Origin of the sequence: Ekhidna sp., from assembly GCF_963691765.1 — a bacterium.
Taxonomy (GTDB): Bacteria; Bacteroidota; Bacteroidia; order Cytophagales; family Cyclobacteriaceae; genus Ekhidna.
Map to the genome: position 1 here is coordinate 3,292,206 of NZ_OY829375.1, position 16,029 is coordinate 3,308,234.

Sequence of the window (16,029 nt, forward strand, 5' to 3'; positions counted from 1 at the left end):
TTGAAAGATTATTTTGGTTAAATAGAAATGAATTTTTGATCAATTGATTATTCATTTCACCCCCTTGTTGGACAAACACTCCCTCCTCAACACTCAATTAGTTTAATACTTTTGGATTAAATGAGATTAATTCAAAACGGTACAAAAACTGATTGGACCATGTTCGGAGCAACCGTGTTTGCGATTGTGGTTTTATGTGTACCAATTATTGGGTTCAAGGATTTAGCTGCATCAGTAATTACATCAGCTTATGATTCGATTACTTCAAAATTTGGTGTGCTCTATCTATGGTATGGTTCTGGTGTTTTGATATTTCTCCTTTGGTTGGCTCTTGGAAAACATGGGAGAATAAAACTAGGTGAAGAAAATAGTAAGCCTGAGTTTAAGACACTAAGTTGGGTTGGGATGCTCTTTTGTGCGGGTGTAGGAGCTGGACTTTTGTATTGGGCTGTTCTTGAATGGGGTTATTATATTGAGAAGCCTCCTTATGGCCTCTCTTCCAGAAGTGCCGAAGCAACTGAATGGGCGGCTAGCTACGGATTGTTTCATTGGGGGCCGAGTGCATGGGCTATTTATTGTCTTCCAACCATAGCGATTGCTTATCCTTATTATGTCAAAAAAATACCCTATTTACGTCTTAGCACTTCAGTAATTTCATTTTTACCAAATGGAATAAATAGTCCAAGAGGTAGGTTTATAGATTTTCTATTCATGATAAATCTCATTGGTGGTACTGGAACCTCGCTTGGGCTTTCTTCACCAATGATAGCAGGTGGCTTTGCTAAACTACTAGAAGTCGAACATGATTTTGTTTTAGAAGTGAGCACCGTTGTTCTTTCCATAGCTATTTTCGGTACAAGTGCTTTTTTAGGACTTAAAAAAGGCTTTAAGAAACTAGCAGATTTTAATATTTACCTCGCCTTTGTTCTGCTGTTTTTTGTTCTTGCAGTGGGACCGACGATTTTTATTCTCAAAGTTGGAACGAATAGCATTGGATTAGTTCTTCAAAATTTTATTCGAATGAACTTATGGACAGATCCAATTACAAATTCCGGATTTGTTGAGAATTGGACAATATTTTATTGGGCATGGTGGGTTGCCTATGCGCCATTTGTTGGAATTTTTGTTACACGCATTTCAAGAGGAAGAACCATTAAGCAAGTAATCGGTGGGATGCTAATTTTTGGCAGTCTTGGAGCATGGTTGTTTTTTATAGTATTTGGAAATTATGCGCTGCATTTAGATATAAACAACATATTAAATGTGACTGACCTTATGAATCAAGGAAGCAGAGAGGCGGCTTCAGCAATAAGTCAGGTAATTCTTTCACTTCCTTTTGGTGAAATTGCACTTATAGCATTTGTGCTTATTTCATTGATTTTTTTAGCTACAACCTACGATTCAGCATCTTATTCACTTGCATCAGTGAGTACGCATGAACTGAAGGAGGGGGAGAATCCTGAACGATGGAATAGACTTTTTTGGGCACTTGCGCTAGGTATTTTGCCTGTTTCATTATTGTTTGTTGATGGGGGCTTAAAAGTAATTTTATCAACAACAATAGTAGTTTCATTGCCATTACTGATTGTTGGGGTTTTGATGGCTATTTCCTTGATGAAATTGATTAGAGAAGGTGAAGTCGAGACAAAGAATAAAAATGCAGAATGATGTTTTTTAAAAATAAAATCAATGTAGTAATAGTTGCTGGTGCGTCGGGAATTGGAAAGGAAATCGCTCGTGCGTATTTGAAAGAAGGAGCAAATGTTTTTGTATGCGATATTTCTGAAGAGTTATTAGAGGAATTCTCCAATCAATTTCCTGAGGTATATGTAGAGAATGTAGATGTCTCAGAATATGAAAAGGTTAAAAATTTTTTCCAAAATATCTCCAGTAAGATTGATGTGATTGATGTGTTGGTTAATAGTGCAGGAATAGCAGGACCTACAGCCCTTTTAGACCAGGCAGATACTGATCATTGGGATAAGACAATAGACGTCAACATAAAAGGAATGTTCTATGCATGCAAAGAAGCAATTCCATACTTAAGGAAATCTACTGCTGGGTCAATTATTAACCTTGCTTCTAATGCTGCATTCTTTGGATTTCCATTCAGATCTGCATACACCACTGCAAAATGGGCAACCATAGGAATGACCAAAACCTTGGCAATGGAACTTGGTAAGGATCATATTAGAGTAAATGCAATTTGTCCTGGAAGTGTCACCGGAGATCGTATTAATAGGGTGATAGAAGCAGACGCAAAAGAACAAGGAAAAAGCATTGAAGAAATTAAAGCTTCTTATGTAAAGCAAGTGTCATTGAAGACGTTTGTGGGACCTGATGATGTCGCAAATATGTGTTTATATCTAAGTTCCGATATGGGAAAATTTATATCTGGACAGGCCATCGGGTTAGATGGTCATACAGAAGGATTATCAACAGAAATTTAAAACAAATTAGTAATGAAAGCAGCTTGGTACGAAGCATTTGGAAAACCAGAAGAAGTATTAAAAGTGGGGGAGTGGAAAACTCCATCTCCTGGACACGGGGAAGTCAAAATCCGACTTCAGGCTTCAGGTGTCAACCCGTCTGATACAAAGAAGAGAGCAGGAGCAAATCCAGCATTACTCGATCTTGGGCCAGTAATACCTCATAGCGATGGATCAGGTATTATTGAGGAAGTAGGATCAGGTGTACCATCATCTAGAGTAGGAGAACGTGTTTGGACCTGGAATGCACAATATGGAAGACAAGAAGGAACAGCTGCAGAGTTTGTTTGCATTCCTAGTCAACAGGCGGTATGGTTGCCTGATAATGCCTCTTTTGAAGCCGGTGCTATGATGGCTATTCCTGCAATGACTGCTCATAGAGCCGTTTTTGCAGACGGTGATGTCTCCGGACAAAATGTACTCATTACGGGAGGTTCTGGTCGTGTTGGATATTACGCTATTCAATGGGCAAAGTATTTTGGAGCCAATGTTATTGCTACAGCTTCAAGTAATGCAAGCATTCAAGAGTGTAAGAAAGCTGGAGCAGACCTGGTAGTTGGTCATCCATCAGAAGAGGTTAATAAAGAAATTTTGGATTTTACTGGTGGAGCTAAAATCGACAGAGTTGTCGAGGGTGATTTTGGAGCTAATCTGCTTCCTGTATTAGATGTTATAAAGACAAGTGGTGTTATTGCAAGTTATTCTTCCATGACTGACATGAATCCATCAATACCTTTTGTGAGGATGATGTTTATGGATTTAACCATGAGACTGGTTTTGGTTTACGCAATGCCTGATGAAGCAAAAGCTGATGCTATTGAAGATATAACAGAATTTCTATCTATGGATCGGCTGGACAATAGGGTAGCTGAATCCTACACTTTAGATGATATTGCCAAAGCACATTTATCGATTGAAAACGGTGGAAACAATGGATCTGTAATTGTGAATATATAGATCAAATGATCCGAATTTCAGGAACTCTATACTTTTTCTTCCACGTTTTTTTTGCTTTTACGCAGCAAGAAATGCCGCTTTGGAAAGATGGTGAAAAACCTTTTTACAAGGAGAATTCATTACAGGAATATGAAAAAGAGATGTGGGGTACAAGATGTCTATTGGATGTTGTAGACCCTACTTTGACAATATATTCTCCGAAAGGAAATAATACAGGAAAGGCGGTGCTCATTATTCCTGGTGGAGGGTACGAATTGGTAGCCATCTATCATGAAGGGTTTGATCTTGCAGAGGCACTTTCTGCTAAAGGAATAACAGCAGGTGTGCTAAAATATCGTATACCTAAGCCTGAGTCCTCTAATCAGCCCCATATGGTGCCGCTATCTGATGCAAGACAAGCTTTGAAATTACTTCGTAGTATGTCTAATAATTTAGGATTCGGTTCTGATAAGGTAGGAGTAATGGGGTTTTCTGCCGGGGGACATTTAGCAACTGTTTTGGGACTTTGGAAAAGTGAAAATGAAAATGAAATTCCTAATTTCTCTGCGTTGATTTATGGGGTGACCGACCTATCGAAGGATAACTTGGATTGGTTAGAAGAGTCGTTGTATTATAGGAGACTTACAGAGAAAGAAGTTGAAGAGAATACCCTCTTAAATCTTGTTGATGCTGAGACTCCGCCAGCATTTCTTGTACATGCTTATGATGATGATGTGTGCCTAGTCAAGGAGACTACCATGTATGCAGATAAGTTAATGGAGAATGCTGTCAGCGTTGAAACACATCTTTTTGAAATCGGAGGACATGGATTCGGCGCCGGAAGATCAAAAGATGGTACGGATCAGTGGGTCAGTCTTTTTGTAAACTGGCTCAAAAGACTATAAACCTGAGACACTACTTAATAGATCATGAAAAAATTTCCTACAATAATTTTCATATTCTTACATATTTCTTGTTCGACTACCACGAAAGAAAATAGTAATTCATTCAATAAGCTTGAACCATTTGTTTCGACAACTTCAGTCGAAGAGGTGAGAACAAGAATTGAAAATCAACCGAAGGATGATATATGGTGGAATGTTTATGGCGACAAGCAGAGATGGAATCACAAAAACCTGCATCGCATGTATCCAACAGTAAATGTTTATAGGGAGGGGCAGGTTAATATGCTGGATGTAAATCCAAATTCTCAAATACCTGATAGTGAGGTAGAAACGCCAGACGGCAACATGACTTTTCATAATTTTATCGAAAGCGATCAATCAACGACTATGGGTATTGTGGTTGTAAAGGATGGAAGCATCGTGTATGAACACTACCCTAGGCAAGAACCATATGAAAAACCTATTTATTGGTCGGTAACTAAAGTCCTCACATCTGCACTGGTAGGTATTTTGGAAGATAGAGGACAGGTAGATGTTTCACTTCCAATAAGTACATATATTCCTGATTTAGTTGGTTCAGACTTTAAAGATGTGACTGTTAGAAATATTTTGGATATGGCAAGTGGTGTGACTTGTCAGGAAAATTATGATGACTGGCAGTCTTGCTATTATCAATATTCGGCAACGGTTGGTGATGGCTTTTGGAATGATGAAACACCAGATAATCCGTACGAATTTCTGGCAAGTGCGAAGCCCGGCTTAACAAGAATGCAAGGAACTAAATGGGAATACTCTGGAGCTAATAGTTTTCTACTTGGATGGTTAGTTGAGGAATTGATGGGGATGCCATTTCAAGATGCCTTTACTCAGGAAGTGTGGAGAAAAATTGGAACAGAATCCGACGCCTCAATTCTCGCTCCGAGATATGGTGTTCCAATAACTCATGGTGGCCTTTTGGCAAGGTTAAGAGATGTAGCAAGATTTGGAATGCTATACACTCCTAGTGCTGCATTGCTAACTCAAGAAGAAATAATATCTAAGCGCGCAGTTGATATTATTCTAAATGAAGGTAATCCTCAATTATGGCAAGAGGCTAAAACTCAGGGGTGGTTGCCCAATGATTTTTCTCATAGCGCATATCAGTGGGATCAGGTTTATGAAAATGATGACATTTTTAAAGGAGGCTGGTGTGGTCAGGGTTTGTTAGTTAACCCTAGCAAGAATCTTGTTGTAGCCTTTACTGGATATTGTAAAGACGCCCAGAGTAGTGAAGTAGATCTCTTACCAATTTTAAGAAATGTACTAAAGGAAGTATATCCAATAGGTTATAATGCCGACTAATTTAGTCCAGATACATACTAAAAAACTGCCAAACGTGATCTTCAAGGTTTAGGTAATCGGGATGACCATGGCCTCCATTATTTACTTGATACATCCATACCTGATTTTTATTTGATTTGCTATGGTATTTATTTACCGTGATCGAAGTCTTGTCATCTTTGTCACCTTTGATTGTATTCGATGATGACAACTCTGCTTCATTTTGCTCAACTCTAAAATTGAGCATGGTAGTAGTAGAGTGGTAAGATCCATAACCTTGCTTATTTTCCATATCACCTGCCCAATACGTGATATTGTCATTGGTTCCGTTGAGCATAAATGTTGGGACCCCAGTTACATTTCTGCATTTATCATACACATCTTCCATCATACAGCTGATAATCGGCGCCGCAGCTTTAAAGAAATCTGGTCTTTCACAAATAAGCTTGTTGCAAAGGTCACCGCCGTTTGAAAATCCGACTATGAAAGTATTTGCAGAGTTTAATTGATATTCATTTTGAAGACTTTCGGCAAGCTTAACAATGAAGGAAACATCATCGATTTTTAAAGTTTTATGACCTTGATATCCTACCTGCCAGAAATGATTATTTTGTTGATCAATAGTGCCTTCCGGATAGACTAAAACAAAGCCATTTTTGTCTGCAAGTCTTTCCATATTGAAGTATGAATGGGCATATGCAGCAGTTCCAGAATACCCATGAAATACCATCACCAAGGGCGCGTTTTTTGAAATATTTTGTGGCGTATATAGCAAATAATTCCGCTCGATACCATCAAATACTTTTTTCATTGCTGTAGGTCCATTCGACTGTGCATGCACTAAGGTTGGTAATGTAAATAAGAGAGCTAAGAATGCTTTTTTCATGTTTTTATCTATTAATGACGATTTTTTCTAAGTAGTTACCGCCTATATCAATGAAGTATAATCCTGATTTAATTCCTGATACATCTAGGATTCTATCTTTTGGAAGTTCTCCTCCTTTCACTTGTCTTCCATAAATATCAAAGATTTTATAGGTGGCAGAATTGCCATTGATATGAAGATATTTTGATGTAGGGTTTGGGTAAATTAGAACTTCATATTCAAGTTCTGTTGATAGAGGTTCGCAAATTTCAAAATCACCACCAATTTCGATTGTAGCCCCGGGGACAAGTTCTTTGCCATTAAAAGCAGAATAATTTGGTGCATATTTGGTGCATCGAAAAACGGTGTTTAATCCAGAACCGTTTGGAGCAGTTGTACTTTCACCTTGCTCTAAAGGACCATTTACTGTAATAGGATTGATATACTCCCATACAATTTCTTCGTTTTCATTGATTTCGAAAAACGTACCATGCGCTCCATCATCAATCAATATGTTTCCATTGGGAAGCTGCTGGGCTCCCGAAATGAATCTTGAATAGAAATCTGTTCTCGGCTCTTTCGTATATTCATAGAAATAATCTTCAGGAAGGTAGGTGCCAGAATTGCTTCTTTGATAGTTCCCATCTGATAAAGTTGGGTCAATTTTAACGATAGAAGTATAAAGCAGGGAGGCATCTTCAAAGCGTTCTTGACCATTATTGAAGATAAGAATTTTACCTTCATCTGGAAGCCCTGGTTCAATCCATTGGGCATTGTGTTGACCAAAAAGTCTTTGATCATCGGCATCTCCATGATTGTAAGCTTGTGGATTGCCCCAACGATATAACAAGTCCCCTTTCTCTCCTCTTGCTTCCTCAGTAGTTGTATTATGATCAATGATCCAAACTTCATCAAAGTACAAGACACTTATTAATATTTGATCTAAGTCTGGGTTGTAGTTGATGGAATTCGCATGCATCCAATCTTCTCTTGTTCTACCTGGCCGTACATGGTTGATATCTATTTTACCAGGAGAATCTGCTACAACTCCATAATTATCTTTTGTGTCATCAAAATCTTGAATCATGTGGTCCCATGCATGCCACTCCCAAACAATGGAGCCTCCGTTATCATCAGAAGGTTTGACCTCAATGATATGCTCTGGCCAGATTTGGTCTACTCCAACATCTAGTCTACTTGGATCCATTCCTTTTGCTTCTGCTTCAGATCTTGAAAAACTTTCCCAAGCAAGGATTAGTACATTCCCATTTGGAAGTACCTGGAAGTCATGATGCGCTCTGACATCATCTGAACTGTAGGAGTAGCTCCAAGTTCGATTGCCATCCCAATCAAATTTTTCCACTATTCCTCCAGCGCCACCAGCGTTTATTACTTCGTTAAGCAATTGACCAGCTCTATATAAGGATCCATCTTCCATAAGATATACTGCATTGCCTGGACTTTTGTCAGTAATCCATTGATGAATCAACGCTCCGCAATTGTTGATCAAATAAACATTGCTATCACGAGCGGGTGAGAACAAAGTGTAACCTTCATACACCTCATTCGACTTAGAAATCACACCTACAGTTTTTTCCTCAGTTTGAGCAAAAAGAGTGAGACTTATTAAGCATACATGTAAAAAAGCTAGTAGTTTCATTCTATTAGATTCTTTTTCAAAATTAGCTCTCAATTATGCTTATGAGCGTGATTATAATCCAATAAAGGGGGGCAATATGTTCAATTACCAAGAATGAGATACAACCCAAAATTGTGATTGTTATAATTGGTATTGAATAGATCGTAAGAAATTTATACATGAACACTAACAACCTAAAAACAAAACACAAGTTCAGTCGCATAGCTGATGAAATGCCTTTGAAGGTTAAGGGAGTTCTGCTTTACTTATTGATAGTATGTCTTAGCAATTTTGCTGTTGCACAAAGCATCAAGGTAAGTGGCAAAGTAACTTCTACTGAAGACGGATCTGGCATACCTGGCGTGACTGTTCAAGTCCCCGGTACTACCAATGGTGCTATAACGGACATTGACGGAAATTTTACCTTGGATGTTGAAGACTCTGATTCAGAACTTCAATTCTCCTACATTGGATTTACCACTCAGACTGTCCCAATAAATGGACGTACTTCTATTGATATTCAGCTTGAACCCAATCAAGTAGAACTAGCTGAAGTAGTAGTAACGGCTCTTGGGGTAGAAAAAGAAACTAAATCACTTGGTTACTCAGTCACAGAGTTTGGTGGAGATAAAATGGTTAAGGCCAGAGAATCTAATCCTATTTCGACATTAACAGGTAAAGTTGCGGGTCTGAGTATCCGAACACCTACAGATTTTTTTCAAAATCCTGTGATAGAGATGAGAGGAGGGACTCCTTTAATTGTAATTGATGGAGTACCTAATCCGAACGCAGATTTTTGGGAAATCAGCCCTGACGATGTAGATAATATTTCAGTTCTCAAAGGAGCCACTGCTTCGGCACTCTATGGTTCCATAGGTAGGAATGGCGCGCTCCTTATCACCACTAAGAGAGGTAAAAATGCACTTACCATTGAAGTTAATTCTAGTACTCAATTTCAGACAGGATTTTTGCGAGTACCACGAACACAGCAAGTTTATGGCCAAGGAGATAACGGTCAGTACGAATGGCAGGGTGCCAGCTCCACCAATGGTGTTTGGGTTTGGGGTCCGAGATTAGATGGTTCTTATTCCGCAGTGCAGATTGATAGCAATGGAGAATCAGTACCTGTGGTCAACAGAGGGGCAAACAACATGGAAAACTTCTTTGAAACAGGAATCATTCAGTCGAATAATGTAAGTGTTACTGGTGGTAATGACACCGGTTCTTTCAGAGTTTCAATTTCAAACAGCTATCAAAAAGGTCAAGTTCCAAATACAGACCTGGATATAAAAGGGATTTCGGTTTCAGGATCATATAATCTATCTGAAAAAGTCCAGGTAGATGCAAGCTTAAACTATGGTAGACAAGAATCTGAAAATTATCCAAATCTTGGCTATGGATCGCAGAGTTACTTATACACGATCATGTGGATGGGAAACAATTTTGACATTAGAGATTTTAGAGATTACTGGGTTGAAGGACAGGAAGGAATTCAGCAGAAACAATGGAATGATCAGTGGTTCAATAATCCATACTTTATGGCTAATGAATATAATAGAGGATGGTTCAGGAATTCATCTTATGGTCAAGTGAATTTGACTTATAAAATTATCGATGACCTAAGTTTCAAAGTCAGATCTGGGTTCAGCTACTATTCACTGCTTTCTACTGAAAAAGAGCCTAAAAGCTACTTGAGACAGTTTAATGATGTGTCAAATGGTAATTACTTTTTGACAAACGAGTCTAATTACAATTTTAACACAGATGCGATTCTGTCATACACGAAAAGTATCAATGAAAACTTTGTAATCGGAGCCAATTTTGGTGGATCTGTTAGAGACGCACAATATTTACAAACTGGTACGTATACTGATGGTCTGATAGTACCTGGTTTTTACAATATTGCAAATTCGGCAAATCCTATTGTAGGTGAAAATAGACAGGCCGATGAGCGAGTATCATCGATCTATGGTACACTTGATTTTGAATTGTATAACTCTGTTTTTATTGGATTCACAGGAAGAAATGACTGGGTTTCCACTTTACCAGTGAAAAACAATTCATTCTTTTATCCATCAGTTAGCGCTAGTGTAGTAATTTCTGATTTACTAGTACTTCCTGAACAAATCTCTTTCTTAAAGCTGAGAAGTTCTTGGGCTCAAGTAAGTGACGGTTTAATAGACAATGATCAGGGGTTAAGTAATAGGCCTTACAATCATATAATTGCCTATAATGAAGGATCTGGATGGAATAACGTTAACTCTGTTGACTTTTCCGGAATTAAAATTGATCCCAATTTAAAGCCAGCTACTTCCAATACATGGGAAGTGGGATTGGATATGAGATTGCTAAAAGGAAGATTAGGATTTGATGTTGCCTATTATAACATCCTAGATTTTAACAACATAATTGCGGTGCCTGTTTCTGAGGCATCAGGTTTCAGTTCACGACTTGAAAATGGAGGGGAATTTAGAAGAAGAGGAGTGGAGATTTTGTTATCTGGAACACCAATAAAATCTAATAATTTTCAATGGGATATATCTACCAACTGGACTCAATATAGGCGCTATCTAGAGAAGGCTCCTGATGGTTCTGGAAGACTTAATAATATTGACGAAGGTGATAGAATGGACGAAATCTGGACGGATGTATTCCAAAAAACTCCAGGAGGCCAATACATTATTGAAAACGGTGTAAGGGTTAGTGATCCATTTGTAAGAAACATTGGATATAATGATGCGGATTGGATTTTTGGGGTTCAACAAACCTTTAGATATAAGGACTTTAGTTTGTCAATATCAGGAGATGGTCGAATTGGGGGTAAGATCCTTTCAGTAACTAATCAAGAGATGCATTGGGCTGGTACACACCCAAATACGGTAATCCCAGAAAGAGAAGATGCAGCAAACGGGATAAGTTCTTATGTCGATCAAGGGGTAGTAGTTGTAGGGGGCTCAGTTTCCTATGACGCCAATGGTAATATCGTAGAGGACACAAGAGTCTACGCTCCAAATACGACGGCTGTTAATTACATTTCATGGGCCAAGAATATTTACGGTTTCAATGAGTCATATGAAGATTTTTACTATGATGAGACATTTTTCAAGCTGAGAGAAGTGATTCTTACCTATCAATTGCCCGAGGCAATACTTAGTAATACCCTCTTCAAGGCTGCGAGTATTTCGTTTGTAGGAAGAAATCTCTTATTGATTTCAAATATCCCTCAAATTGATCCAGATCAAGGTTTTGATGATCAATTCCAAAGCCCATCAACAAGAAATTATGGTTTTAACCTAAACTTCAAGTTTTAATCATGAAAAAGATAATATCAAGCATAGCGCTAAGCCTAATACTGCTTACAGCATGTGATTTCAACGAATTTCAAGATGATCCCAATAGGACTATTGAAGCACCTCCAGGATTAATCCTTACCAATTTGATTGTAAATACTTTTAATAATCTGGATAATTCTGCTCAAGAAGCCTCTCGAATGATGACTTGGGTAGATGGTCAATCGTCTTCTCAGTACTACAATTGGCAAAGGTCTGGATTTGGTGCCTATGGAAATATAAGACAGACGGCAAAAATGATTGAAGAGGCTGAACGACTTTCGTTGCCTAACTACATTGCATTGGCTAAGTTTTTTCAGGCTTTTCACTATTATCAACTTACAATGGCATTTGGAGATATTCCTTTCTCTGATGCTCTGGGAGGTTTTGATGATGAATATCAACCCACCTATGATGATCAAGAATCTGTTTTTTCAGGTATTCTCGCACTACTTGATGAGGCAAATGATGAACTTTCAAATGGTGAGCCAGATCTGATCGGAGATGTGATGTTCAATGGCAATATTACAATGTGGAAAAAAGCTATCAATACATTTCGATTACGTGTTTTGATGACGTTGTCCAATCAAGATGGATCTTCCTCTATAGATATAAGTGGACAATTCAATGATATCGTCGGTGATCCAGCTACTTATCCAATAATGGAAAGTAATGATGATAATTTGGCACTTCAGCATTTTGATATTGCTGGGAGTAGATATCCATTTTTTGACAATCAGAATTTTAAAGTGGCTTTTCCGTTAGAAATTACTTTAGTCAATCTCTTAAAGGATAGGAATGATCCAAGATTGTTTCAAATAGCAACCATGAATTCGAATGGTACAGATCCGATGGATTTTGATTCGTATGGTGGAATAGATGGTAGTGCTCCATTTGAAGAATTTCAAGCACAATTTTTAAGTGGTGAAGCCTCATTCCCTGCTCTTAGGTATTCCGATGATCCAACAGCTGAGGCTAGCGTAACCATGGGCTATAGTGAGCTACAATTCATTTTAGCTGAAGCGGTGGTTCTTGGATGGATTGCAGGTGATGCCCAAGTTTTTTATAACAATGGAATTACTGCGAGTATGCAATTTTATGGCATTGATGATGCTGATATTACGACCTATCTCGGAGGATCAAATGTAATCTATAGTGGTGCAAATGCTATCGAAATGATAAATACTCAAAAGTATTTAACCTACTTCTTATCTAGTGGATGGGAACCATTTTACAATCAAAGGCGTACCGGATTTCCAACATTCAGCACGACAGATTTTAACGATGGACAGGTTCCAGTGCGGTGGATGTACCCTCAGTCAGAATTGAATTTAAATACCACGAATGTGGAATCAGCAATTCAGAGCCAATTTGGTGGCGAGGATACTATTAACGGACAAATGTGGCTACTTCAATAATTCGTATGATGATGAATAAAATAAAATTTTTAATTGCTCTTACACTAGTATTTGTATTTACTTCTTGTAGCGAAGATGATTCATTGCCGGAAGATAACATTCTAGAAGTCGTTTTTCTTCAAACGGAAGAATTGCAACTGGCTGAAGCTGATAACAACACGAATAATACTGCCTTGGAGGTTCACGCAGAAATTCTAGCTTTTGAGGCTCCAAGCAGCGATGTGACTGTCTCAGTTTCTGTCACTGGATCTAATGCAACTCTTGGAGAAGACTTTCAAGTAGTTGGCGCTTCTGAAATTGTTATTCCTGCAGGTTCTTTTGTGTCAAGTAGAGGGCTAAGAATAAAGTCGATTGATAACAATGCTCAAACTACTGAGGATCGCATTATTACTGTAACTATTACTGGAGTGTCAGACGAGTCTTTGACTATTGGCAAAGGATTGGGTGATGATGCTACGAATGTAAGCTCGTTAATAACAATTGTTGATGATGAATGCCCGGATCAGATAGATATTTTTAATGGAGGGAATTGGTCATTTGACGGATTTGATAATTATTATTCAAACGAATATTCAGGAGGGTTTTCTACTACTCTAAGTGGAAACACACTTACTATAGAAGGTGGAGATATCATGAATTATGATTTAGGAATAACCATGGATATTGAACTAACCGAATCCTCTCCGGGATCAACTACCGGGACTCTGACTCATGTTTCAAGTACAGAAGTCAATGATGGTTACTTTCCGTACAGATGGGTTCTTCAAAGTGGTAGTTATGACGTATGTGCTAGGTCAATTGATATGAATGTGAGCTTACAGTACTTGGATGATGGTACGTATGGATACGCTGGTGAATGGCTCGAATGGTACAATTCTGATATCACTGGAATTATGGCCGAATGTCAAGAAGATGTAAGCCGTTTTGGTGGAAGTATTGTTGCTGGTACATCCTCAGGTTATGGTTATGATCCATTTGACCCTTCATTTGGAGTTAGTATTTCTGGGGATCAGCTCACCCTAAATGGAGCGGTTAGTGACTATCATGGTGAAAATTTAACAGTTACAATTGTGCCTGATCCGGGTGATCCTACCATTGGAACGTTGACATTTACAGAAGAGCTTTTAGGTTCTCCAGGTGATGGAGCCATTTATCACTTAATACCTACAGATGGCCAAGTCAGTACATACAATGCGTGTGCTGGAACTATCACCATCTATGCTACTTATGAATGGAATTTTGAAGCAGGTGCAGGTTGGGAATATTGGTATGATACCGTATTTGAATTAAGCATCCAATAAGCTCCGGACTATCTAGGTCTCAATAAATTTTTATTTTGTATAAGCGTTTTAATAAAATACCTCTTAGTTGAGGTATTTTTTTGATCTATGAAGCAACTCTTTATCATTTTGCTATTCGTTCAAAGTGCAGCCGCCCAAGTTGCGATTGGACCTTCAAATCCAAACATTCTTTATACAGGTAGGATTGATTTTACAAATACCAATGAACCTGTTTTTAGCTTAAGTGGTGTGTCTATTGAAATGAATTTTTCTGGTACATCCGTGTCGGGAGAGTTTGCCGCTTCAAGCAGAAGTTATTTTTATGTCATCATTGATGGAGACGATGATCCTTATAATCGAAATGTCATAGAAGTGAATGGATCTACACAACAAGAGATAGAATTGGTTTCTGGACTTTCTGACGAATTACATCATATTAAGCTTGTAAAGTTGGATGAATCTGACTCCAAAGTTACTTTCTATGGATTTGAAATATCAGGAGGTGGGATTGAGGAAAAGCCAGAAAGACCTGATCTTCAATTGGAATTTATTGGCGATTCTAATTCCGCAGGGTGGAATGCATGGAATCCCTACGATAATGGGGGTAGAGAGGTAAGCGGATCTTATCATACATACCCAGGGATGGTATCCAGAATGTTAGGGGCCGAATATAGTTTAATAGGAGCCAGTGGTTCTGGTGTTACTGATAAGGCTTCTTGGAATTGCACCGAAGTTTGGGATCGGGTTCACTTGCATGAAAATGAATCCACGGTAAATTCATGGAACTTTCAAGACAACTATTGGAACTTTAGCCCCTCTGCGATTATAGTAAACCTTGGTGCGAATGACTATTATGCGAATGCTTCGAAGGATTTAATAAAGTTTAGTTGGAAATCCTTTATCACTCAGGAGTTAAGAGTAAAGTATCCAAACACGCATATAGTACTAGCTAACTCCTATGGATGGGCTTTGAATGAGCCAGCAGATTACGTTCATGAAGCGATCGAAGAATTGACAGATGAAGGAATAGAAGATATCTCATTTGTGCGTTTTCCATGGCTATGGGGACAGGAACATGCTGTCGTGAACGAACATGCTGGGTTTGCCAATATATTAGCTCAGCATTTAGCCGAAGAACTGGAGCTTGAACACCCAGAACTTTTGCAGTTGTCTTCTTTTGCATCTGGGGGAGAGATAACTAACGGTAGCTTTGAAAAGACTGTAATTCCTGGTATAGCAGATGGTTGGAGACCACATGGAAATGTGCAAGTTATCACCGACCCCTCAACAAGCACTGATGGTGATAACTTTCTTAGACTAGAAGATGAAGGATGGGTCAATTTTGCATTAGAAGCAGAAGAACTAGTACAATTATCACTCAAAGTAAGTGCGAAAAGCAGTGAAGATATTCATACAGGTTTTATAAAGATTCTGTTTAAAGATCAAGCTCAGCAGACAATTGGGTCTAAGCAATTGCAACCTGACTTTATCACTGAATGGCAAGAATATGAACTTCATGCAGTAGTGCCAGCCAACACCTGGAGCACGTGGATTGTCCTTGAGTCAGCAAATGGTTCTGTGCTGGATTTTGATGCTGTTTCGCTTTCATCTTCGGAGGCACTTGGACCCGATGCCAGAACTGACGGCTTTAAGGCTTACCCAAATCCTTCCAGTGATTATTTGATCATTAAGTCTGATAATGCAATAATTGTAGATTGCTATTCTGTTGATGGTACTTTATTAGGTAGTTACAAAGAAGAACGAATCAATATTAAAAATTGGAAGCCCGGACTTTACTTCATCCGTAGTAGAAGTAATGGGGATGTAATAAAGTTTATTAAGCAGTAA

The 16,029-nt window shown here is 38.4% G+C and carries 11 protein-coding genes; 9 read left to right on the forward strand and 2 right to left on the reverse strand.

All coding sequences use genetic code 11. The features are described from left to right. The first annotated feature begins 120 nt into the window (after positions 1 to 120). The 5 genes from ACY650_RS14885 to ACY650_RS14905 are packed head-to-tail and all read left to right on the forward strand — an operon-like array spanning position 121 to position 5,671. Positions 121 to 1,668, forward strand: a complete 1,548-nt coding sequence (locus ACY650_RS14885) for a BCCT family transporter (RefSeq protein ID WP_462248462.1) — start codon at positions 121 to 123, stop codon at positions 1,666 to 1,668. Further along, positions 1,665 to 2,450 (forward strand): SDR family oxidoreductase, encoded by a 786-nt coding sequence (locus ACY650_RS14890; protein ID WP_462248463.1) that lies wholly within the window; start codon positions 1,665 to 1,667, stop codon positions 2,448 to 2,450. Before ACY650_RS14885 ends, ACY650_RS14890 begins: the two co-directional genes overlap by 4 nt. A gap of 12 nt (positions 2,451 to 2,462) precedes the next feature. Beyond that, positions 2,463 to 3,446, forward strand: coding sequence for an NADPH:quinone reductase (locus tag ACY650_RS14895; protein WP_462248464.1), 984 nt, complete (start codon positions 2,463 to 2,465; stop codon positions 3,444 to 3,446). Positions 3,447 to 3,451: 5 nt separating this feature from the next. Beyond that, entirely contained in the window at positions 3,452 to 4,330 is an 879-nt protein-coding gene (locus ACY650_RS14900; protein ID WP_462248466.1) for an alpha/beta hydrolase, read from the forward strand. A gap of 24 nt (positions 4,331 to 4,354) precedes the next feature. Then, positions 4,355 to 5,671 (forward strand): serine hydrolase domain-containing protein, encoded by a 1,317-nt coding sequence (locus ACY650_RS14905; protein WP_462248468.1) that lies wholly within the window; start codon positions 4,355 to 4,357, stop codon positions 5,669 to 5,671. Between the two features lies 1 nt (position 5,672). On the opposite strand, the gene ACY650_RS14910 is transcribed toward ACY650_RS14905, so the two are convergent. Beyond that, positions 5,673 to 6,536, reverse strand: a complete 864-nt coding sequence (locus tag ACY650_RS14910; RefSeq protein WP_462248469.1) for a CE1 family esterase — start codon at positions 6,534 to 6,536, stop codon at positions 5,673 to 5,675. 4 nt (positions 6,537 to 6,540) lie between these two features. Further along, a complete protein-coding gene (locus ACY650_RS14915) occupies positions 6,541 to 8,175 on the reverse strand; it encodes an aryl-sulfate sulfotransferase (RefSeq protein WP_462248471.1) in 1,635 nt (544 codons plus the stop codon). Positions 8,176 to 8,333: 158 nt separating this feature from the next. Between ACY650_RS14915 and ACY650_RS14920 the strand changes: the two genes are divergently transcribed. The 4 genes from ACY650_RS14920 to ACY650_RS14935 all read left to right on the forward strand — a co-directional run bounded on the left by ACY650_RS14920 (position 8,334) and on the right by ACY650_RS14935 (position 16,029). Next, positions 8,334 to 11,465, forward strand: a complete 3,132-nt coding sequence (locus ACY650_RS14920) for a SusC/RagA family TonB-linked outer membrane protein (RefSeq protein ID WP_462248473.1) — start codon at positions 8,334 to 8,336, stop codon at positions 11,463 to 11,465. Between the two features lie 2 nt (positions 11,466 to 11,467). Continuing rightward, positions 11,468 to 12,901 (forward strand): SusD/RagB family nutrient-binding outer membrane lipoprotein, encoded by a 1,434-nt coding sequence (locus tag ACY650_RS14925; protein WP_462248475.1) that lies wholly within the window; start codon positions 11,468 to 11,470, stop codon positions 12,899 to 12,901. A gap of 11 nt (positions 12,902 to 12,912) precedes the next feature. Then, positions 12,913 to 14,202 carry a hypothetical protein gene (locus tag ACY650_RS14930; RefSeq protein ID WP_462248477.1) on the forward strand — a complete coding sequence of 430 codons (1,290 nt, stop codon included), beginning with the start codon at positions 12,913 to 12,915 and terminating at the stop codon, positions 14,200 to 14,202. An 87-nt stretch (positions 14,203 to 14,289) separates the two neighbouring features. Next, positions 14,290 to 16,029 carry a GDSL-type esterase/lipase family protein gene (locus ACY650_RS14935; RefSeq protein WP_462248479.1) on the forward strand — a complete coding sequence of 580 codons (1,740 nt, stop codon included), beginning with the start codon at positions 14,290 to 14,292 and terminating at the stop codon, positions 16,027 to 16,029.